Annotated in this window: 23 protein-coding genes; 20 read left to right on the top strand and 3 right to left on the bottom strand. The window is 28.8% G+C overall.

The features are described from left to right. Positions 1-107 precede the first annotated feature (107 nt). The 20 genes from Fi14EGH31_RS10745 (at position 108) to Fi14EGH31_RS10650 (ending at position 15,213) form a co-directional block, all read left to right on the top strand. Positions 108-1,325: an iron-containing alcohol dehydrogenase gene (locus Fi14EGH31_RS10745; RefSeq protein WP_022001846.1), complete on the top strand. Its 1,218-nt coding sequence runs from the start codon at positions 108-110 to the stop codon at positions 1,323-1,325. 145 nt (positions 1,326-1,470) lie between these two features. After that, on the top strand, positions 1,471-1,644 hold the full coding sequence (locus Fi14EGH31_RS10740; RefSeq protein ID WP_167389338.1) for a hypothetical protein: 174 nt from the start codon (positions 1,471-1,473) through the stop codon (positions 1,642-1,644). Between the two features lie 58 nt (positions 1,645-1,702). After that, on the top strand, positions 1,703-3,055 hold the full coding sequence (locus Fi14EGH31_RS10735; protein ID WP_200764799.1) for an MATE family efflux transporter: 1,353 nt from the start codon (positions 1,703-1,705) through the stop codon (positions 3,053-3,055). Between the two features lie 11 nt (positions 3,056-3,066). Next, positions 3,067-3,486, top strand: coding sequence for a PPC domain-containing DNA-binding protein (locus Fi14EGH31_RS10730; protein ID WP_022001844.1), 420 nt, complete (start codon positions 3,067-3,069; stop codon positions 3,484-3,486). 11 nt (positions 3,487-3,497) lie between these two features. Next, the gene (locus Fi14EGH31_RS10725; RefSeq protein WP_032090605.1) at positions 3,498-4,418 is read left to right on the top strand and encodes an aldo/keto reductase; all 921 of its coding nucleotides are present in this window, start codon (positions 3,498-3,500) and stop codon (positions 4,416-4,418) included. Between the two features lie 95 nt (positions 4,419-4,513). Beyond that, complete coding sequence (locus Fi14EGH31_RS10720; protein WP_200764798.1) at positions 4,514-5,659, top strand: DUF2812 domain-containing protein; 1,146 nt, start codon at positions 4,514-4,516, stop codon at positions 5,657-5,659. Positions 5,660-5,814: 155 nt separating this feature from the next. After that, positions 5,815-6,207 (top strand): hypothetical protein, encoded by a 393-nt coding sequence (locus tag Fi14EGH31_RS10715; RefSeq protein ID WP_022001841.1) that lies wholly within the window; start codon positions 5,815-5,817, stop codon positions 6,205-6,207. Between the two features lie 79 nt (positions 6,208-6,286). After that, entirely contained in the window at positions 6,287-6,568 is a 282-nt protein-coding gene (locus tag Fi14EGH31_RS10710) for a hypothetical protein (protein WP_022001839.1), read from the top strand. A 78-nt stretch (positions 6,569-6,646) separates the two neighbouring features. Beyond that, the gene (locus tag Fi14EGH31_RS10705) at positions 6,647-7,564 is read left to right on the top strand and encodes a calcium/sodium antiporter (RefSeq protein ID WP_117782371.1); all 918 of its coding nucleotides are present in this window, start codon (positions 6,647-6,649) and stop codon (positions 7,562-7,564) included. A 37-nt stretch (positions 7,565-7,601) separates the two neighbouring features. Continuing rightward, the gene (locus tag Fi14EGH31_RS10700; protein WP_022001837.1) at positions 7,602-8,600 is read left to right on the top strand and encodes a D-alanyl-D-alanine carboxypeptidase family protein; all 999 of its coding nucleotides are present in this window, start codon (positions 7,602-7,604) and stop codon (positions 8,598-8,600) included. After that, complete coding sequence (locus tag Fi14EGH31_RS10695) at positions 8,593-9,147, top strand: hypothetical protein (protein ID WP_200764797.1); 555 nt, start codon at positions 8,593-8,595, stop codon at positions 9,145-9,147. Before Fi14EGH31_RS10700 ends, Fi14EGH31_RS10695 begins: the two co-directional genes overlap by 8 nt. Further along, complete coding sequence (locus Fi14EGH31_RS10690) at positions 9,140-9,643, top strand: hypothetical protein (RefSeq protein ID WP_022001835.1); 504 nt, start codon at positions 9,140-9,142, stop codon at positions 9,641-9,643. Before Fi14EGH31_RS10695 ends, Fi14EGH31_RS10690 begins: the two co-directional genes overlap by 8 nt. Positions 9,644-9,678: 35 nt before the next feature. Next, entirely contained in the window at positions 9,679-11,151 is a 1,473-nt protein-coding gene (gene spoIVA / locus Fi14EGH31_RS10685) for a stage IV sporulation protein A (protein WP_022001834.1), read from the top strand. 90 nt (positions 11,152-11,241) lie between these two features. Further along, complete coding sequence (locus Fi14EGH31_RS10680; protein ID WP_022001833.1) at positions 11,242-11,514, top strand: HU family DNA-binding protein; 273 nt, start codon at positions 11,242-11,244, stop codon at positions 11,512-11,514. A 59-nt stretch (positions 11,515-11,573) separates the two neighbouring features. Continuing rightward, positions 11,574-12,287, top strand: a complete 714-nt coding sequence (locus Fi14EGH31_RS10675) for a zinc metallopeptidase (RefSeq protein ID WP_022001832.1) — start codon at positions 11,574-11,576, stop codon at positions 12,285-12,287. Between the two features lie 62 nt (positions 12,288-12,349). Further along, complete coding sequence (locus Fi14EGH31_RS10670) at positions 12,350-12,832, top strand: hypothetical protein (protein ID WP_022001831.1); 483 nt, start codon at positions 12,350-12,352, stop codon at positions 12,830-12,832. 6 nt (positions 12,833-12,838) lie between these two features. Further along, positions 12,839-13,426, top strand: a complete 588-nt coding sequence (locus Fi14EGH31_RS10665; protein ID WP_022001830.1) for a DnaD domain-containing protein — start codon at positions 12,839-12,841, stop codon at positions 13,424-13,426. Further along, positions 13,419-14,060: an endonuclease III gene (nth, locus tag Fi14EGH31_RS10660; protein ID WP_022001829.1), complete on the top strand. Its 642-nt coding sequence runs from the start codon at positions 13,419-13,421 to the stop codon at positions 14,058-14,060. Before Fi14EGH31_RS10665 ends, nth begins: the two co-directional genes overlap by 8 nt. Positions 14,061-14,062: 2 nt before the next feature. Then, positions 14,063-14,701, top strand: a complete 639-nt coding sequence (locus Fi14EGH31_RS10655) for a lactate utilization protein (RefSeq protein ID WP_107030628.1) — start codon at positions 14,063-14,065, stop codon at positions 14,699-14,701. 11 nt (positions 14,702-14,712) lie between these two features. Beyond that, positions 14,713-15,213 carry a hypothetical protein gene (locus Fi14EGH31_RS10650; RefSeq protein ID WP_022001827.1) on the top strand — a complete coding sequence of 167 codons (501 nt, stop codon included), beginning with the start codon at positions 14,713-14,715 and terminating at the stop codon, positions 15,211-15,213. A gap of 29 nt (positions 15,214-15,242) precedes the next feature. Here the strand turns inward: Fi14EGH31_RS10650 and Fi14EGH31_RS10645 are convergent, their stop codons facing one another. From Fi14EGH31_RS10645 to Fi14EGH31_RS10635, 3 genes are all read right to left on the bottom strand, one after another. Then, complete coding sequence (locus tag Fi14EGH31_RS10645; protein WP_200764796.1) at positions 15,243-16,694, bottom strand: C69 family dipeptidase; 1,452 nt, start codon at positions 16,692-16,694, stop codon at positions 15,243-15,245. A gap of 55 nt (positions 16,695-16,749) precedes the next feature. Continuing rightward, positions 16,750-18,351, bottom strand: coding sequence for a GGDEF domain-containing protein (locus Fi14EGH31_RS10640; protein ID WP_117867576.1), 1,602 nt, complete (start codon positions 18,349-18,351; stop codon positions 16,750-16,752). 77 nt (positions 18,352-18,428) lie between these two features. Then, positions 18,429-21,086 (bottom strand): transglycosylase domain-containing protein, encoded by a 2,658-nt coding sequence (locus tag Fi14EGH31_RS10635; protein WP_117867577.1) that lies wholly within the window; start codon positions 21,084-21,086, stop codon positions 18,429-18,431. Positions 21,087-21,159: the final 73 nt, after the last annotated feature.

Genomic DNA, 21,159 nt, shown 5'->3' with positions numbered 1-21,159 from the left:
AAATAACTTGATATATAAAAAAAGGCATATCACTATGCCTTTTTAGTATCTAACCAAAAATAAATGTAAGTGCTATCATTAGAGATAGGAAAAGAGGAGAATAAGTTATGCAAAGATTTACATTACCTAGAGATTTATATCATGGAAAAGGTGCTTTAGAAGCCCTTAAAACATTAGAAGGAAAAAAAGCTATTGTATGTGTTGGTGGAGGATCAATGAAACGTAATGGTTTTTTAGATCGTGCTGTTAACTATTTACAAGAAGCTGGAATGGAAGTTAAATTATTTGAAGGTATTGAACCAGATCCATCAGTTGAAACTGTTATGAAAGGTGCAGCTGTTATGGAAGAATTTAATCCAGATTGGATTGTTGCCATGGGTGGAGGTTCACCAATTGATGCAGCAAAAGCTATGTGGATTAAATATGAATATCCAGATATCACATTTGAAGATATGTGCAAAGTATTTGGTATTCCAAAATTACGTAAAAAAGCCCATTTCTGTGCTATCCCATCTACTAGTGGTACAGCAACAGAAGTTACTGCTTTCTCAATTATTACAGACTATAATAAAGGAATTAAATATCCTATCGCTGACTTTGAAATTACACCAGATGTTGCTATCGTTGATCCTGATTTAGCTGAAACAATGCCAGTTAAATTAGTTGCTCATACTGGTATGGATGCAATGACTCATGCTATTGAAGCATATGTTTCTACAGCAAACTGTAATTATACAGATCCACTTGCTATTCATGCAATTGAATTAATTCAAGCTAACTTAGTAAAATCATATAATGGAGATATGGCAGCAAGAGATACAATGCATGATGCTCAATGTTTAGCTGGTCAATCATTCTCTAACGCTTTATTAGGTATCGTTCACTCAATGGCACATAAAACAGGTGCTGCTTTCGTTGATCAAGGTGGACATATTATTCATGGTGCAGCTAATGCAATGTATTTACCAAAAGTTATTGCTTTCAACGCAAAAGATCCAACAGCTAAAAAACGTTATGGTGTCATCGCTGATTACATGCATTTAGGTGGAGCAGATGATGATGAAAAAGTTGCTTTATTAATTAAATATTTAAGAGGTATGAATGATGAATTAAATATTCCTCATGGAATCAATAAATATGGTGCAGACGGTATGCCAGCTGAAACTGGATTTGTTCCAGAAGATATTTTCTTAGCACGTGTTGATGAAATTGCTGATAATGCAATTGCTGATGCATGTACAGGATCAAACCCACGTATTCCAAACCATGATGAAATGGTTGCTTTATTAAAAGCTTGCTACTATGATACAGAAGTAGATTTCTAATAGAATAAATGAGGTCCTAAATAAAGGACCTCTTTTTTTATGTGTATATACTATAAATACGTTTTTTAGGTGTTTAATACATACTTATGAAAACAATATTTCTTTTATTTATCTATAATAAAGATAGATAAAGGGGGTAGCTATTATGAAGTATGCAATATTAGATGGAAAATTAACTCATATTTCTAAAGTGAAAAAAGGAACAATTGCCAGAGTTTTTGGATACAGTGATGATTTAGTAATAGCTGTAGGTGGTAGGGAAAGAAAATATTGGAAATATTTAGATGTGAAACGTACAAGAATGTATCAAGGATTATAGGAATAACATTGTTTATTCCTTTTTTTGTATGTATAATAGAATTATTGGAGGTTATAGGATGAAATATGGAAATGAGATAAAAAATATATGTCATCTTGCATGGCCTGCTATTATTCAAGAAGCAATGAATACGGTAGTAACTTATGTAGATACAGGGATGGTTGGTTCTATGGGAGCAACAGCTTCTGCAGCAGTTGGTTTAACATCTACTGTTACTTGGCTGTTAGGAAGTATTTCGGTTGCCTTTGGAGTAGGTGTCTTAGCCGTATGTGCTCAGTCAGATGGCGCTAAAGATTATAAAAAAGTACAGATTGTGGGTCAACAAGCCTTATTTATTTCTTTTATTATAGGATTGATAACAACTATTATTAGTATCATAATTGCTCCATTTTTACCTGGTTGGCTCAATGGTGCCAAAGAAATAAGGCATGATGCTTTTTTATATTTTTTAATTGTATCAGCACCATTTATATTTAGAACATTTATTATTATTCTCTCTTCAACTTTAAGAGCTGTTAAAGATATGAAAACACCAATGATGATCAATGTTTATATGAATATAATCAATATCGTTTTAAATTTCTTTTTAATTTATCCGACAAGAAAGATATTTGGGATAACTGTTTATGGAGCTGGTTTATCCGTAGCCGGAGCAGCGATAGCTTCAGCTATTTCTTATATTGTTGGAGGAATTTTGATTTTTAGACATTATTATCAAAATAAAATCTTTGATTTTAAACATACAGGATTTCATTTTCATAAACCAGTATGTTTAGAATGTTTAAAAATTTCTATTCCTGTTGTTATGGAAAGAAGTGTTATTTGTTTAGGACATGTTACTTTTGCTTCGTTGATTGCTAAATTAGGAGTTGTTTCTTTGGCAACACATTCGATAGCAATTCAAGCAGAACAAGCGTTTTATGCACCGGGGTATGGTTTCCAATCAGCAGCAAGTACACTTGTAGGAAATGCTGTTGGTGAAAAAGATGAATCTAAAGTTAAAAGAATGACGTATCTTACATGTGCAATTACTTTAAGTATCATGGTTATTGCTGGTGTTTTATTATTCATAAATGCTCAAAATATTATGTCGATTTTTACTCCTGATCAAAAAGTTATCGCTTTAGGAACTAGGGTATTAAGGATTGTTTCTATTAGTGAACCAATCTATGGTATCTTGATTATTTTAGAAGGAACTTTTAATGGAATGGGGGATACCAAAGCACCATTTGTATTTTCTTTGATTACGATGTGGGGAATAAGGATTTTTGGTTCAATGCTCATGATCAATGTCTTTTCATTTGGACTTGAAAGTGTTTGGATTATGATGGTTTTAGATAATGTTTCTAGATGTTTATTATTATCAACACGTTTTTTGAAAGGAGAATGGAAATATCGGGTTTATCAATAGGAGGAAAGAAAATGAAATATAAAAAATTTGAAAATACAATTATCGCAAGAATTGATAAGGGTGAAGATATTGTTGAACAAGTTAAAAATATTGCTTTAAAAGAAAATATCAAACTTGCAAGTATTCAAGCTTTAGGTGCAATTAATGATTTTACAGTTGGTGTTTTTAAAACAAAGGAAAAGAAATATTATGCTAATGAATTTAAAGGTGATTATGAAATTGTATCTCTTACGGGAACTATTAATACAATGAATGGTGAATATTATAGTCATATGCATCTATCTGCTGGAAATGATCAAGGAGAAGTTTTTGGTGGTCATTTAAATAAAGCAATTGTTTCAGCAACATGTGAAATGGTTATTCAAGTCATCAATGGACAAGTAGATCGTTACTTTGATGAAGAAATTGGTTTAAATTTATTAAAATTATAAAGGAGCTAACTATGGAATATTTAACATTACCACAAACGGATTTAAAGGTATCAAAGATTGCTTTAGGATGTATGAGAATTGCTGATAAAAGCATTGAAGAAGTGGAAGAACTTGTCAAAACTGCTCTAGAATCAGGAATTAATTTTTTTGATCATGCAGATATTTATGGTGGAGGAAAATCAGAAGAATTATTTGGTGAAGTATTAAAAAGACATCCTGAATATAGAAAACAGATGATTATTCAAACAAAGTGTGGTATTGTTCCTGGAAAAAGATATGATTTTTCTAAGGAACATATCTTAAAATGTGTCAATGAATCATTAGAAAGATTACATACAGATTATGTAGATATTCTTTTGCTTCATAGACCAGATGCTTTATGTGATCCTCAAGAAGTTGCTGAAACTTTTAATGAGTTATATGAAGCTGGAAAAGTTCATTATTTTGGTGTTTCTAACCACACACCTTTACAAATAGAATTATTAAAGAAATATTTAAAATATCCAATTATTATTAATCAATTACAATTATCAATCGTTCATTCAGTAATGATTGATTCAGGATTAAATATGAATATGAAAGAAGCATTTGCACAAGATAAAGATGGTGGTGTTTTAGATTATTGTCGTTTAAATGATATTACGATCCAACCATGGAGTTCAATCCAAGCTTCTTGGGCGGAAGGAACTTTTATTGATCATCCAAATTATCAAAAATTAAATGATGTTATGCAACAATTAGCTCATAAATATCAAGTAACTAAACCAGCAATAGCGATTGCTTGGTTACTTCGTCATCCTGCACATATGCAACCAATCGTAGGGACAACATCCTCTCAACATTTAAAAGAAACAATTAAAGCATGTGATTTTACGCTTACAAGACAAGAATGGTATGATCTCTATCTTGCAAGTGAAAAACCACTACCATAGAAAGTTGCTTAGGCAACTTTTTATATACTTTATAATAAAAATAATATTTATTGAATAAATATAATATATTGATATAATAAAGATGGGTGATGTTTATGAAATATAAAAGAATATCTACAAAAGATTATTTAGTAAATGAAGATCAATTTATTGAATTATTAGAAAATAAAGCTTTAGAAGGTTGGTTTTTAAGAAATATAAGTCTAAATTTTTTAACATTTGAAAAAAGAACACCACAAAGAAAGCATTATAAAATATATTATAAACAAATAAATAAAGATATAAAAGAAGCAGGATGCTGTATTATTGTTAATTATTTTGGGTTACAAGTAGTAGAAGTTGAAGATCTTTTTGCTCAACCTTTAAAACAAGATGTAGGTGATAAAAAAGAAATCTTATCAACGATCTATAATTTTACAACTCATTATTTTTTAATGATCATGGCCATTGTTTTATTAATTGCTTATCAACCTTTTAAAATACATGGGTTGCCAAGTTTACCTTATTTGACTTTTTATTTTGGTACTTATTTATTTTATACTGCTGTAAGTCTTATAAGCCTCTCTTTGTTCTTTTTTGGCTTATGTAATCTATCACATTTAAAAAAAGTAATGAAAAATAAGCCCTTTTATTTAGAAAATATTTTTAATACTTTATCTAAAATAAATCTTTATGTTGGGATTATTTTGATTTTATTAGATTTATTAAAACAAAATGGTTTCAAATCATTTCTGATTTTACTTGTTTCTTGGCTAATTGGTTATCTTGGACATCTTTATAAAGAAAAACATCAAAAATCTAATGCGATTGTTTATCTTTGTGTTATTGCTACAATTGCTTTAAGTTTGTATGACCATCCAGCAGATGACGATCCTTATAGCGCTATTGAACCTGTCCAAAGCTTACAACAACCTTATAGCTATGAAGATGGTGGAATGTTATATCAAGGATATTCTATTGAAGGGGATCATGGAATAATGGAAGGCTATTATAAAGGATTTACGGCAGCTATTTCAAAAGGTATTTTTGAATATCAAGTAGAAAATATTTTTAAAAATAAAATAGCTTATAAAAAAATTATTCAGCAATATCCTCTGATAACTCAAAAAGATAGTGACTTATGTTTTAAATATAAACAAAAATATGTTGTATTAAAGGGTCAAGAAGTTTTTTACATCAATAACAAAGAAGGATTACCGCTTTCTAAATATATTAAATATTATCAACGATTAAAGGTCTAAGAATTACTTAGATCTTTTTTTATATTAAAATAATAAAAATAATATTGATATACAAATAATATAATAATATAATAAAAGTAAGGAAAAGATAAATTACATCTCTAGGCAAATAAAGTATTTATTAGAATATATGTAGAAAGGAATGTGAGATTTATATGAAGATAATAGATAAAGTATGGGTCTTTGATTATTTAATGGAAATTTTCATGATCATGACCATGGTTTGTGGTCAAAGCTTACTTACAAATTCTTTAAATCCTTTAGGATATATTAGTATTCATATTAGTTTTATTATTTATTGTTTATTTTATTTTTTACCTATTTTATATTTTATTGCCTTATGGAATAGTGATGTCATAGATTATCGAAAAAATATAATTCTACTTATTATCTTATTTATCTTTAATAAATTATTTCATGGAAATCAAGTTCAACTTTCTTTTCCATTACCTGCTATAGATTTTTATGTAGTTATTTGTTTAATTATAACGATAGTATTTTATATAAGGAGAAAAAATGGTGAAAGTAAAACTTATTTTAAGTCTTGATCAATTAGAAAAAGCATATAAGGAATATAAAAAAGCCTTTTGTTTTTCTGGGTTATTCTTTGGTATTCATTAAGAAATAATGGAAGATAAAGATTTTGAAAAATATTTATATTTTTCAAGTGATAAAGTTGAATGTTGTGATATAGAAAAACATAAGCTTTTTGAAATAGACAATGAAGATTTTTATGAAGTTGATCTATCTTTAAAACAAAAGGTAGTTTGTATGTTAGTAACAACAAGAAATCAACAATATTTTTTTGAATGTAAACAAGATGCACGTTTTTTACAAATAATTGATCTTTTTGAACAAAAGAAAATAAGATATATAGATAGAAATCATTTTATTTCAATCAAGCGATAATCATTGAAAGAAGGGAAATTTACCCTTCTTTTTCATTTAATGAATAAATCTTAATAGAATGAAAACAGGAGGGATAAAATGATTTATTCGCTTATTGTACTAACAGCAGGCTTTTTTGTTTTAGTGAAAGGAGCAGATTGGTTTGTAGACGGAGCATCTTCACTAGCAAGTATTTTTCATGTTTCTCAATTAGTTATTGGATTGACGATTTGTGCGATGGGAACCAGTTTGCCAGAGGCAGCTGTTTCATTAGTAGCAGGGTTAAATGGAAATTCAGGAATTACCATTGGGAATGTTGTTGGAAGTAATATTTTAAATATTTTGATTGTTTTAGGAATGAGCGCTTTGATTACAAAAATAAAGATTGAAAAATCAACATTGTTCATTGAAATTCCTTATATGTTGCTTTCAAGTCTTGTTTTACTTGTTATGGGAAAAAGTCAACAAGTTGTATCGTTTCAAGAAGGACTTATTTTAATAGGTATGTTTATCATTTATTTACTTTATTTGTTTTGGTTGTCACAAAAAGAAAGTGAGGAGGAAGTCTCTTCACAATACTCTTTTATAGGATGTGTGTTGTTGATTGGTTTAGGCATCTTTTTTGTCATGATTGGTAGTCAACTGGTTGTTAAAGCAGCCACTCAAATAGCTTATTGGTTACATTTTTCTCAAAGATTCATCGGTTTAACGATTGTTGCTTTTGGAACATCATTGCCTGAATTAGTAACCTCTTTACAGGCAGCTAGAAAAGATCATGCGGGTATTGCGATTGGAAATATTGTCGGAAGTAATATTTTTAATATTTTATTTATTGCTGGAGGTGTTTCTTTAATTTGTCCAGTACCTTTTGAAAGTAAATTTATTATAGATATGTTTGTAGCTATAGGAAGTGGTTGTTTATTATGGCTTTTAACGATTTATCGACATGAATTAAATAGAATAGGTGGTCTTTTGATGTTACTTTCCTATGTAGTGTATTTAATCTATTTGTGTTAAATGGAAAGAAGAAACATAGAATGATATAGGTGATATAATGAAATTATTGATTAGTTTTTTGATGATTTTTCAAATGATTTGTACCAATGTCGAGTTTTATGGAAAGAGTTATATTGTATATGATAGTTTAAATCAATATGTTGTAGAAGGCAGAAATATAGATTATTTACAAAGTGTTGCTTCAATTTCTAAAATTATGACTGCCATCGTTGTTATTGAAAATAGTCGCTTAGATAAAAAGATTACGGTTGATGAAACGATTAATAAAGCTTATGGGAGTTGTGTCTATATACATATAAAAGATCGAATTACGATTCAAGATCTTTTATATGGTTTAATGCTTCGAAGTGGGAATGACTGTGCTTTAATGCTGGCTAAAAGTGTTGGTGGAAGTGTTGAACGTTTTGTGGAAATGATGAATGAAAAAGCTAGAGATATAGGAATGAAACAGACACATTTTTCTAATCCTTCAGGTTTAGATGAAGAAGATGAAGGAAATTTATCAACAGTTAAAGAAATGGCGATACTTTATCGTTATTGTTGCCAAAATCCTCTTTTTAATCAAATTGTTAAAACAAAAGAGTATAAAAGACTAGATGGAAAAGGTTATTGGCATAATAAAAATCGTCTTTTAAAAGAATATCCTTATTGTGTTGGTGGTAAAACAGGTTATACCAAAAAAGCCAAAAGAACATTGATTACACGAGCTATAAAAAAACAAGTTGATTTAATTATTGTTACTTTTAATTGTGGAAATGATTTTGAGTTTCATCAAAAAAAGTATGAGGAATGTTTTAAAAATTATGAAAAACTTGTGTTGTTTGATAAAGGGGTTAGAAATATTAAAGGAAACTGGTACTTGTTTGAAAATGATTTGTTGATGTCAAAAGAAAAGGATGAAAGTGTAAGTTATTTGATTCATAATGAAGAAATGTTTATTTATAGAAATCAAACGTATATTAAAAAAATTAAATTAAAGAGATATCGGTTTAGAGATTTTTATTTAATGATCTTAAAGGATCTAGTTTATGAATAAGATTTTTCATTATGGGATTATTCTTTTTATTATTGTTGGTTTGATTTTTAATAAACAAGAAGCCATGTTAAAAGCTCTTTTACAAACACCTTTTGATGTCTTTGAACTTTGTAAAACACTTATTTTAAGTATTTGTTTATGGAATGGTTTATTAAAAATAATTCAGGCTTCAAATATGATGAATCATTTAAATTTTCTATTTAAACCACTATTACGTTGGATCTATGGACGATGTATTCAAGATGAACAAATCTATCAATCACTATCTTCAAATTTGATTGCTAATCTATTAGGACTTGGAACACTTGCTACAATGAGTGGTTTACAAGCAATTTCTAAATTAAAAGAAAAGAATTATCCTCTTCAAATAAAAATACTAGTAGTAATCAATACGGCAGGCTTTTCTATTTTACCAACTACCATGATGACAATTAGACAAAATTATCATAGTCAAAATATTTTAGCTTTTTATCCTTATAGTTTATTTATTGGTTTTTCAATTACAATTATAGGAATTGTTATTATTAAGGTGATTGAACATGTCTAATTTAATTCTACTTATTATTTTATGGAGTTTTTTAGAATGTGCTTATAAAAAAATACCTATTTATGAAGAATTTATTACAGGAGTCAAAGAAGGAATGCGTTATTTAATGATTCTTTTTCCTTCTATAATGCTTCTTACTTTATGGGTCAATCTTTTTTTAAGTAGTGGTTTTATCTCTTTAATAGGTACTTTCTTTATTCGATTTTTTTCAATTCCCCTTGATTTATTATTAATGGCTTTTACAAGACCAATAAGTAGTCAAACTTCTCTTATTATTTTAAAAAGAATTTATGATCATTATGGAATAGATCATCTTTATAGTTTAATGGGATCTATTTTACAAACAGGAAGTGATACAACTTTATATGTTGTTTCTTTATATTATGGAAGTATTCATTTAAAGAAGTATAGCTATACATTATGGTTAGGCTTTTTCTTAGATTTTCTTTCATTTGTTTTTATGCTTTGTTTTTATTATTTAGGAATGATTTCGTAAGTTTTTAATATATTGGAATAAAAGGAGTTATGATAATGGAAACGAAACAAATTCTTAAAGATATTGGTAAAAGATGTCAAGGTGATATTTATTTAGGAATCGTTGGACCTGTAAGAAGTGGGAAATCGACTTTTATTAAAAGATTTATGGAAATGGCGGTTATTCCTTATATTGAAGATCCTGATGTAAAGATAAGAACGATCGATGAACTTCCACAATCAGGAAAAGGCAAAATGATTATGACTGTAGAACCTAAGTTTATACCGAATCAAGCCGTTAAGATAGATTTACAAGATGATTTTAAAATCAATGTACGTTTAGTTGATTGTGTAGGATATGTGATTGAAGGGGCAAGTGGTTATCAAGATGACAGTGGGATACGTCTTGTTAAAACACCATGGTATAATGAAAGTATACCTTTTGATCAAGCAGCTAAAATTGGAACAAAAAAGGTTATTCAAGATCATTCAACGATTGGAATCGTTGTTACTAGTGATGGTAGTTTTCTAGATATTGATGAACAAAGTTATCACAGTGCAACAAAAGAAATCATTCAAGAGTTGCAAGATATAGGGAAACCATTTATTGTGATTGTCAATAGTAAAGATCCTTCAAGTTCAAAGTGTCAAAATGTTGTTGAAAGTTATCAAAAAGAATACGATGTACCAATCATTGCTATTGATACAACCAACATGTTAGAAACTCAAATCGTGCATCTTTTACAAGAAGCACTTAATGAATTTGGAATTCATGAAGTGAAAATTGAAGTTCCACGTTATATTGCAATGTTAAATCAAAAACATTGGTTAAAACAAACATTAGATGAAGCACTAAAAAATTCATTAGTAGAAATCAAAAAAATAAAAGATGTCAAACATCTTACAGAAGGTATTGAATCGTATGACTTTGTTAAAAGAGCTTATTTAAAAAGTGTCGATACATCTCATTCTTCAGCGACGATTCGCATTGAAGAAAGAAATGGTTTATATGATGAATTACTAACAAATATTGTTGGTTATGAAGTAGATCGTTCTTCTATTCTTGCCTTGTTACAAGAATTGATGACTATCAAGGATGAATATGATGGTATTTCGAATGCCCTTAGTATGGTAAGACAAACAGGTTATGGTTATGCGATTCCTCGTTTAGAAGAAATAGAATTATCAAAACCAGAAATTATTAAACAAGGTTCTAGATATGGAATGAAGTTAAAAAGTAAAGCAGCAACCACTTATATGATTAAAATTGATATTGAAAGTACATTTGAACCAATTATTGGTTCAAAGCAACAAGCGGAAAGCTTTATTGATTATTTAAATCATAATGGAAATGATAAGGAAGCTATTTTTTCATGTGATGTTTTTGGTAGAAAATTAGGTGATTTAATAGAAGAGGGGATGTATTATAAATTGAATATGATCCCAGAAAACGCAAGTTTAAAAATACATGATATATTGTCAAAAATTGTAAATAAAGGTAAATCAAATGTGATCGCAATTGTTTTATAATTTTTTAAAAAAGTTCTTTAAAAATCTCTTGAAACAACGTTTTTTAGATGCTATACTAACCTAGTATTTTTATTATTGCGGGGTGTGAAAATGAATAAGAAAGAATTAGTTGAATCAGTTTCAATAGAACGTAATTTAACAAAAAAAGAAGCAGAACTACTTGTAGATACTGTGTTTAATACGATTACTAGAAGCGTTGTTGAAGGAGATAAGGTACTTATTTCTGGATTTGGTACTTTTAAAGTCAATGATCGCAAAGCTAGAAAAGGAATTTCTCCTAAAACTCAAGAAGAAATGATTATTCCTGCTAGTAAAACAGTGACATTTAAACCTAGTAACAGATTAAAAGATGCTATGAATTAAGCATCTTTTTCATTTTCTGTTCATAATAGAAGTGTAAACTATAAATTGAGGTGAATAAAATGTTTAATTATTACTATTATACAAATTCTTATTATATGTTAGGGAATATACTTGTTCTAGTTGGTGTTGCTTTGATGGCACTTGCACAAATGAAAGTTTCAAGTGCTTATAATAAATATTCAAAGGTTCAAAATAGCAGACATTTAACGGGCTATGATGTAGCGCGAGAAATTCTTGATCAACATGGTTTGTCTTCTGTTCAAATCTTTGAAGTTCAAGGACGTTTAAGTGATCACTATAATCCAAGTAATCAAACATTACATCTATCTCGTGATATTTATCATGGGACAAGTATTGCTTCACTTGCGGTAGCTGCTCACGAATGTGGACATGCACTTCAACATCAAGAAGGTTATAGACCATTGACATTTAGAAATGCTATCGTTCCTGTATGTAACTTTTCTTATAATTTAGGATGGGTTGCCATTATGATTGGTCTTTTTATGGGAAGAACATCTATTGCTTGGATTGGTGTTTTACTTACAAGCTTAATGTTATTATTTCAAATTGTTACCCTTCCAGTTGAATTTGATGCATCTTCTAGAGCTTTGAGTATTTTAAATGATCGTTATTTAGTTCAAGATGAATATTTTGGAGCTAAAAAAATGTTAACAGCTGCAGCGCTAACCTATGTTGCAGGAATGTTATCGACCCTTCTTTCATTACTTAGAATTGTCTTAGTTGTTTTAGGAAATGATCGAGGAAGAGACTAAGCCAAAAGGCTTTTTCTTTTTGTTTAAAAAGGTTATAATAAGGTGGCATGGAGGAATAATGTATGAAAGCTTTTTTTAGAAAACATCGTTTTAAAATCGTGTTAACATTTTTAGTTATTGTTTTTGTATATATATGTTTTTACATGCTTTGGGTACATGTTCCTTACACAAAGCATAAAAATGATTTAGTAAGTATACAAGAAGAAATATGTAGTCAATATCATTATGACTATGATGACTATTTTAATGCTTATCAAAATAAGAAAATAAATTATATTGTTAAAGTAAAAAATAAAAAGAAAACAATGTATGTTGTATGTAATAAAAAATTAAAAAAGGTGGATACTTTTGAAGGTGAAACTATTTCTAAAAAAGAAGTGAAGAATGCTTTTGTTCAAAAATATCAAGTAAATCCAACAAAAGTAGAGATAGGATATGAAAATGATCAATTTGTTTATTGTTTAACTTATAAAGGAAAGGATACTTTATTATATGCGTTTTATTCTTTAGATAATGGAGAATTTTTGAAAGCATATAAATTATAAAAAGATATGATTAAATATTTAAAAGATTTAGAATGTATAAATTTAGAAAGATTATTACTTTTAAGAGGGAAAGAACTCTCTTTGACAGATGAAGAATGTCATATATTACTATTGATTGATACTTTTGTTACGTTGCATAAAAAAATGATTACACCTTCATTATTATTAAAATATTCATCACTTACTCCTCATGAAATGGATCATATTTTAGATTCTCTTTTAAAGAAAAAATGGATTTTTAATAAAAATGGAGCGATATGTTTAAATCATTTTGAAGAAAAACTTTTAGAAAACAAAGAAGCTCCAGTAGAAGAAAAAATGAATATGATTGATGTTTTTGAAGAACAATTTGGTAGACCATTAACACCGATGGAATTTGATAGTATTAAAGAGTGGGTTCAAAGCGGTTATAGTGAAGAAATGATTTTAAAAGCTTTAAAAGAAGCTGTTAAAAGTCAAGTTTTAACTTTAAGATATATTGAAGGTATTTTAATTAATTGGGCTCAAAATGGAGTTAAAGAAAGATATATTGATGAAAAACCACAAGAAAGAAAAGTAAAAGAAAGTCATTATCATTGGTGGGAAGATGAATAAAGAAAAAACAAACAAAGTATTAGATTACTTTGAAGAACTCTTTCCTGATGCTCATTGTGAACTCAATCATCAAAATGTCTTTGAACTTTTAGTAGCTGTCATGCTTTCAGCACAAACAACTGATAAAAAAGTCAATCAAGTGACGGCTTCACTTTTTAAAAAGTATCCTACTGTTGAATCTTTTGCTTTAGCATCTCTAGAAGATTTACAAGATGATATTAAAATAATTGGACTTTATAGAAATAAAGCTAAAAATTTAAAGAAAATGGCACAGGTTTTGCTTGAAGAATACAATGGTGAAGTGCCAAAAACAAGAAAAGAATTAGAAAGTTTACCAGGAGTAGGTAGAAAAACAACGAATGTTGTTTTATCTGTTGGTTTTGATGAACCTGCATTTGCTGTAGATACGCATGTTGAACGGATTTCTAAAAGATTAGGTTTTGCTAAAAAAGATGATACAGTAAATGATGTTGAAAGAAAGGTTTGTCGTTCTATTCCTAGAGATAGATGGAATAAAGCACATCATCAGTTCATATTTTTTGGTAGATATTTTTGTAAAGCACAAAATCCAAATTGTAAAGAATGTCATTTATATGATATGTGTAAAGATAAAATAAAAGAATCGAAAAGATAACTATGGATCAAAATATTCAAAAAATATTAGAAATAAAAAATAAAAAAATGCAAAAAGCATTTAATCAAAATCATATTGAATTACTTTTTTTAGATAACAAACAAGAATTATTAAATTATTTAGATTCTTTACTTAAAGATGATCAAACAGTAGGTGTTGGTGGTTCAATGACTTTATTTGAAACAGGAGTTATTAATTATTTAAGAAATAAACCTGTTCGTTTTTTAGATCGTTATCAAGAAGGTCTTTCTAGAGATGAAATTGAAGATGTTTTTCATCAATCATTACTCGCTGATGTTTATTTAACAAGTTCAAATGCAATCGATAGAAATGGAAATCTTTATAATATTGATGGAAATGGAAATCGAGTAGCAGCAATGATTTATGGTCCTAAAAAAGTGATTGTGATTGTTGGCATGAATAAGATTTTTGATGATGAAGATTCAGCTATTCAACATATTAAAAACATATCATGTCCAGCTAATGCATTACGTTTACATAAGAACACACCATGTGTTCAAGTTGGAAAATGCGTAGATTGTCAAAGTGACGATCGTATATGTAGTGCTTATGTGAAGATTGCAAGGCAACCGTTAAGTAGAATGACGGTGCTTGTTATAAATGAAGAATTAGGATATTAGGAGGTAATACTATGTTTGAAAAAGTAAATATTCAAGATTTAAAGTTTAATCCTTTTGATGAAATTAGTAATCATTGGGTACTTATTTCAGCTAAAAAAGATGGAGTTGTTAATACAATGACAGCAAGTTGGGGACAACTTGGACATTTATGGGGTAAAAATGTAATGACTGTTTATATTCGACCTCAAAGATATACGAAAGAATTTGTAGATGCCGGAGATTATTTTACTGTTACTTTATTTGATGGTTATAAAAAGGAATTAGGTGTTTTAGGTTCTAAATCTGGTAGAGATGGCGATAAAATTGCTGAAGTTTCTTTTGATATAGAGGAAGTAGAAAATCAACCAACTTTTAAACAAGGTAAAATGGTTTTTGTATGTAAGAAAATTTATAGTGATATGATTGATCCTAAACAATTTATTGATTCATCTTTAGATGAAAGATGGTATCCACAAAAAGATTATCATCAAAGATATATTGGTGAAATTATTGCTGTTTATGAAAATAAATAAGAGTTAAAAGAGGTTCGAATGAACCTCTTTTATGCGTCTGAACGTTCAAATTTATTTTTCATTGAAAGACTTAATTCGTTTAAAACAAGTGAAATTGTTTTATTTGTTTCTTCTTTTAACATATCAGCTATTTCTTGATTGGCTTGATGTTTAAGTTGAAGTTGTTTGTTTAAATCGTTTTCTTTTTGTAAAAGTTCATCATAGGTGTTTATTAAGTGATGCCCTTTAGCCATAACATTTTTTTGATAACGTTCAATATGAATAGATGATTTTTTATAAGAAGCATCTGCCATAGCAGCAATTAAACGACTTGACCAATAGAAATTATCTGTAGAAACAGTATCTGTTGTATTAGATAAATAATCTGGTGTTTCACTGATACTTCCATAGAAAGGAACCAATGCGTTAAAGACATTTGATGCATAGGCAATCCATTCAATTGCTTGGAAAGACTTAGGTACATCATTCCTTAATTGAATAACTGATAAAAAGTCATTACGATTAATTCCTATAGGACGGTACATTCCTTTTTTTGATAAATCTCCATATGTTTTATAAGGGTCAAAATCAGTTCCTTGGAAATGTAAAGATAAAACATATTTAACATCTTCTACTGTAATTTTCTTTTCTGGTACTTGTGACCATGGAATATCATCATCAAATGGTTGATGATTAAATGTATGTGGATTAAAATATCTTTCAATATCATAAGCACGTGGTGTATTGTAAATATGATCAGAATCATCATGACTTCCAAATGTGTCACGAGCATTAAATTTAGAATTTAAAGAAAGATCTAGATAATATTTTTCTATGAATTCTTTCATATCTGAAGAACACATATGATTTTTCTTGGAAGTAAGTGCATCTTCTAAATCAAAATTATCAATACCAAATTGATTAGGCATTGCTACATAATGATCATCAGGAACTCTTTTAGCCATCCAATGATGCCCACCAATTGTTTCTAACCACCATATTTCATTTTGATCTTGAAAAGCAATTCCATTCATTTCATAGGTACCATATTTCTCTAATAGTTGACCTAATCTTTCAACACCTTCACGGGCACTATGAATATAAGGTAAAACAATATAAACAATATCTTCTTCTCCAATTCCACCAGGAATATTGTTTTCTTGATCATATTCTACTAATGGATCAGCCCCTAATACTCTTGGATTTGAGGTAATTGTTTCTGTTGCTGTCATCGCAATATTTTCTTCATTAATACCGCTGGCAGCCCAAATTCCTTTTCCTTTAACCGCATTAGGCATTGCTGTATAAGACATAGGATGATCTGGTAAATCAATTTCTAAATGTGAAATAACTGTTTTATATTTTCTTTTTTGTTCTTTTGAAGAAATGACAATAAATTTTTTAGGTGTAAAACCATTAGCTCCAGAATCATCATTTCTAGCAATCATTGTAGAACCATCATAGGATGCATTTTTTCCTACTAATAATGTTGTACAAGACATAAAATTCCCCCTTTATGTTTTTATATTATAATACAAAAAAAGGGAAATGCATCCCTTATAATTGATATTTAATGGTAAATTGACTTCTACCATTTCTTTTAGAATGATAAAGAGCCTCATCAGCTTCTTTAAAAGCTTCATCAAAAGTTAATGATGTATTAAATGCATAAATACCCATACTCATAGAAAAACGAAGACGATTATGAGATAAAGTAATTTCATCTAAATGATTCATTAATTCTTTACATAAATAATTTAAATCATTTTGAATATTTTTCACAAAGATAACAAATTCATCTCCACCCATTCTAATTACAATATCATCTTGATTTGTATAAAACAATAAATACTTAGCTAGTGAAATTAATAATTCATTTCCTGATAAATGACCATAAGTATCATTAACTTCTTTAAAATGATCAATATCTAAAACAATTAAAGCATTTTTTTGACCAGGATGATGCTTAATATATTCATTAACAATATATTTTCCAGCTTCTAAATTATATAAATGAGTAAGAGAATCTCTTTGAGCTCTTTGTTTTAAAGTATTTTGTTCATGCCAACGATGAGTAATATCTGAAGCTGTTGCTAGTATGATTTCAGGTTCATCATTTGAATTATAAATAGTAGTAGCATCTAATGATTTAACATAATAATCTTTTGAATTTCTTTGATGTTCTCTAAAAATAATTGGTCCTTTACTTTTTTGAGTAAATAAATCAACTATTTTTTGTTTATCTTCTTCAAAGACAGTAGACTTTGAAGAAGTAACATAATCTAAATAATGATCATAAATTCTTTTTTTAGATTGATCTAAAATATCAATAATCATGCGATCTTCATGAATATGATATTCTAATATAGAAATAGAATTATCTTTTAATGCCATTTGATATTTTTCTTTTTCAATTAATGAATTTAATTCTCTATTTTTAATAGACGTAATATCACTTATACAACTTTGAACACGCACATCTTTTTGTAAATTAAAAATAAATTGTCCTTGATCATAAACCCATAAATAACTATGATCTTTTCTTCTAATACGATACTCTAATTGATGTCTTTCAAGAGAAGAAATATCTTTTGAAAGTGTTTCAATGACATGATAAACATCATTTTTATGAATACAATTAATCCACTGATTTTGTACATCGTTTAAAAATTCTTCTTTACTATGATATAAAAGTAGATTTAATAAATGGTCATTTACATCGATAATTGTTAGATTTTTATCTAATTTAAAAGAACATATAGGTAATGAAAAAGATTCTTCTTTTTCATGAGATATGTTATTTCCTATAGAAGTATGAAGAAGTTCTATTTGATTATTTTTAAGTACAATACTATAAAAATATTGAGTTGTTGCTTGATATTCTTCCATATGAAGAATAAAACTACCTTCAATTACACATACTGAATCATTTTGATAAATAATATTTGTATTAAATTCATTAATAAAGAATGTAAATTGATTAGATTTGTATTGCTTTAAATGATTAATAATATCATCATATGTTAATATACCTTCTGTATTTAAACCCATGGCTTTGATATTTTTAGATAAATAGGGTAGTAATTGTTCAATATCTTGATTATTAAAAATCATTTCTAGAATATTTTTTGTATATGTTTCATAATTTTCAATAGCCATTTTCTTTTTCCTCACTACCTTATTATAACATTATCTAAAATAAAAACCATTCATTTGTTTAAATGAATGGTTTTTCGTTAAGATACTGTAAAATGAATGGTTTTTTCAACAGATGCTGAACCATTAGATTCTAAGAATTTAATAGAATATGAACGTCCATGACTTAAATTAGAAAATGTAGCGCTATGATGATTAACAGATGAAAGTACATTTCCATTTTGATCATATAAAGCAATTGTCACACTATGACCTTGACCTTGAACTGAAATGGTTGCTTGAATAGAGGTTGATGAAATGGTTGCCCCATCATTTATTTGACCACTATCACAAGAAAGTGATGCATTTACTGTTGATAAATTAATAGATAAATCTTTTTCTATTTGATTAGATGTACGTTCTGGTGCTCTTTCATAACTATAGAAACCAATTACTTTTACATTTTGATTGACTGTATAGTTTAGGGTTCCACTTGAAGTAGAGAAGTTTTCTCGATGAAGCTCTTGACCATTTTGATCTTGAACGACAACTGTATAAACAACTTTACCAAATGTTTTCGTTGCATCATTAGCATTTTCATCAGTAACGGCGTTTTCAGGATTATATGGAGCAAAGTTAAAGGTAATACTTTGACCACTTAAACTTACATCAAATGAAGAAAGTTCAGCTAAATTAAAGACATCACTATCAACGCTTTGAGTAGGGGCAGTTCCTTTTTTAAACCAAGCTTGAATAATCATATCTTCGCTCATTCCTTCACTTGGTGAAACATATGGATAAATACCTTTGACCATTGCTGCTTGTTCAACATCATCTGGTTGATCAGGATAAGATTTTTGACTTCCTTTACTTTGCAAATGATTTAAAAGTGTTTGAACAACTTTACCAGGATAAGCTTTATATTGACTCGTTGTTTTACCTTTATCAATACCTTCTTTACCAAATCCCATCCATACAGAACAGATATAGTCAGATGTATAAGCTGACATCCATAAATCACGGCTTTTACCTGCCATTCCATTTTTAGCCGTACTAGCCCAGTTAGAAGTACCTGTTTTAGCACCTACATTTTCAATACCACTGACATACGCATAATTACCACTACCATTTTTAGTATAATCTAGCATGACTTGTCTTACCATAAAAGCACTGGCTTTTGAATAAGCACTTTGTTTAGCATTGTTTTGAATTTCTTCATCTATATTAAATGTTTCACCTGTTTGGACAACTTCAACATAATTGATTGTATGACTTTCAGTATATAAGCCATTATTAGAAATAGTAGCGTAAGCTCCTGCCATTTCAAGTGGGGAAATACCATAAGACCAACCACCAATGGCACTTGCTAGACCAATATTTTCTTTATTCATTGAAATACCAATAGATTCCATCGCTTCTTGGATTTTATCACTACCAATTTTTTGTTGAACTTCATCAAATGTTTTAATAGCTGGTATATTCCATGAATTTTCAAGAGCGTTTTCAACTGTTACTAAGCCATGGAACTGACGATCCCAGTTTTTAAATTTACCATTATAGTAATCATCATCATTAATTGAATGTCCTGTAGACCAATCAAGATTTTCAAAAGCAAGTCCATAATCCAAAAATGGTTTTACAGATGAACCAGGTTGTTGTTTTTGTGTAGCATAATTATAATTACCAAAGTTATAATTACGTCCACCAATGACAGCGACAATACGACCATCTTGGCTTGATTGAACAGCACCACCCATGCGCATATCTTCATCACTATAATCATATTTTTCACCATTACCAATAGCAGCAGCAAGTGCTTGGGTTTCACTATTACAATATGTATAGATATTCATTTGTGTTTTTAAAGGATCTAATCCTGTTCTTTTCTTTACTTCATCTGTTACGATATCTACATAAGCTGCATTAACGGAACTGTTTGTAATTTTAGATGAGCATAACATGTTTTCAACCTTCACATTTTTGGCGTCATCACATTCTTTTTGAGTGATATAACCATGCTTCACCATAAGATTTAAAATTGTATTACGTCTTTCCGTAGCGTTATTTAAACAATAATAAGGATCATAGTTGTATGGTGAATTTAAACTTCCTGCAAGCATAGCTGCTTCTGGTAGGGTCAATTCACTAACATCTTTATCAAAATAATAACGAGAAGCAGAAGAAATACCAATTGAACGTGTACTTCTACCAAAATAGATCTTATTTAAATAAAGTGTTAAAATTTCCTCTTTACTTAAAGCTTTATCCGCTTGGATAGCAAGAATAATTTCACTAAACTTTCTCGTATATGTTTTTTCAGCATTAGGGAAGTAAGCTTTTTTAATCAATTGTTGGGTGATTGTAGAACCTCCACCTCTAATACCTCCGGCTACTAAATTAGACATAGCTGCTTTAGCAATACGTGGTAAGTCAAAACCATTATGTTCAAAGAAACGAGAATCTTCAGCAGCAACAACAGCATCAACAAGAACTTGTGGAAGATCTTCATAGGTGATATTTTCTCTTGTTCCATTTTCTTCACTACCATAAGTATAAAGAACTTGTCCTTGATCATCGTACATCACACTTGCACCGGATGATAAAAGTTTCTTTGCATCAAAGGTTTCTGTATCTTTATAGACACCATAGGCTAGAACACTCACACCACCAATTAAAGCAACTAAGATACATATAGTAAGAGCGATAAATACTTTCTTTTTATTTATTTTCTTTTGAGTTTTATTTTTTTTCGAAGACATAAGATACCTCCATATTTTTCTTATACAAGTATACCTTATTTTGTATATTAAAAGCAAATTTTAGCCAAAAATA

The sequence above is a fragment of the Faecalibacillus intestinalis genome, from assembly GCF_015097455.1.
Lineage (GTDB): Bacteria > Bacillota_I > Bacilli_A > Erysipelotrichales > Coprobacillaceae > Faecalibacillus > Faecalibacillus intestinalis.
This window is presented reverse-complemented; position numbering and strand designations above follow the sequence as displayed.

Bases quoted from the DNA above. Each gene is read 5' to 3' on its own strand.
- Fi14EGH31_RS10745 (WP_022001846.1), top strand. From the start codon at position 108: ATGCAAAGATTTACATTACCTAGAGATTTATATCATGGAAAAGGTGCT.
- Fi14EGH31_RS10740 (WP_167389338.1), top strand. From the start codon at position 1,471: ATGAAGTATGCAATATTAGATGGAAAATTAACTCATATTTCTAAAGTG.
- Fi14EGH31_RS10735 (WP_200764799.1), top strand. From the start codon at position 1,703: ATGAAATATGGAAATGAGATAAAAAATATATGTCATCTTGCATGGCCT.
- Fi14EGH31_RS10730 (WP_022001844.1), top strand. From the start codon at position 3,067: ATGAAATATAAAAAATTTGAAAATACAATTATCGCAAGAATTGATAAG.
- Fi14EGH31_RS10725 (WP_032090605.1), top strand. From the start codon at position 3,498: ATGGAATATTTAACATTACCACAAACGGATTTAAAGGTATCAAAGATT.
- Fi14EGH31_RS10720 (WP_200764798.1), top strand. From the start codon at position 4,514: ATGAAATATAAAAGAATATCTACAAAAGATTATTTAGTAAATGAAGAT.
- Fi14EGH31_RS10715 (WP_022001841.1), top strand. From the start codon at position 5,815: ATGAAGATAATAGATAAAGTATGGGTCTTTGATTATTTAATGGAAATT.
- Fi14EGH31_RS10710 (WP_022001839.1), top strand. From the start codon at position 6,287: ATGGAAGATAAAGATTTTGAAAAATATTTATATTTTTCAAGTGATAAA.
- Fi14EGH31_RS10705 (WP_117782371.1), top strand. From the start codon at position 6,647: ATGATTTATTCGCTTATTGTACTAACAGCAGGCTTTTTTGTTTTAGTG.
- Fi14EGH31_RS10700 (WP_022001837.1), top strand. From the start codon at position 7,602: ATGAAATTATTGATTAGTTTTTTGATGATTTTTCAAATGATTTGTACC.
- Fi14EGH31_RS10695 (WP_200764797.1), top strand. From the start codon at position 8,593: ATGAATAAGATTTTTCATTATGGGATTATTCTTTTTATTATTGTTGGT.
- Fi14EGH31_RS10690 (WP_022001835.1), top strand. From the start codon at position 9,140: ATGTCTAATTTAATTCTACTTATTATTTTATGGAGTTTTTTAGAATGT.
- spoIVA (WP_022001834.1), top strand. From the start codon at position 9,679: ATGGAAACGAAACAAATTCTTAAAGATATTGGTAAAAGATGTCAAGGT.
- Fi14EGH31_RS10680 (WP_022001833.1), top strand. From the start codon at position 11,242: ATGAATAAGAAAGAATTAGTTGAATCAGTTTCAATAGAACGTAATTTA.
- Fi14EGH31_RS10675 (WP_022001832.1), top strand. From the start codon at position 11,574: ATGTTTAATTATTACTATTATACAAATTCTTATTATATGTTAGGGAAT.
- Fi14EGH31_RS10670 (WP_022001831.1), top strand. From the start codon at position 12,350: ATGAAAGCTTTTTTTAGAAAACATCGTTTTAAAATCGTGTTAACATTT.
- Fi14EGH31_RS10665 (WP_022001830.1), top strand. From the start codon at position 12,839: ATGATTAAATATTTAAAAGATTTAGAATGTATAAATTTAGAAAGATTA.
- nth (WP_022001829.1), top strand. From the start codon at position 13,419: ATGAATAAAGAAAAAACAAACAAAGTATTAGATTACTTTGAAGAACTC.
- Fi14EGH31_RS10655 (WP_107030628.1), top strand. From the start codon at position 14,063: ATGGATCAAAATATTCAAAAAATATTAGAAATAAAAAATAAAAAAATG.
- Fi14EGH31_RS10650 (WP_022001827.1), top strand. From the start codon at position 14,713: ATGTTTGAAAAAGTAAATATTCAAGATTTAAAGTTTAATCCTTTTGAT.
- Fi14EGH31_RS10645 (WP_200764796.1), bottom strand. From the start codon at position 16,694: ATGTCTTGTACAACATTATTAGTAGGAAAAAATGCATCCTATGATGGT.
- Fi14EGH31_RS10640 (WP_117867576.1), bottom strand. From the start codon at position 18,351: ATGGCTATTGAAAATTATGAAACATATACAAAAAATATTCTAGAAATG.
- Fi14EGH31_RS10635 (WP_117867577.1), bottom strand. From the start codon at position 21,086: ATGTCTTCGAAAAAAAATAAAACTCAAAAGAAAATAAATAAAAAGAAA.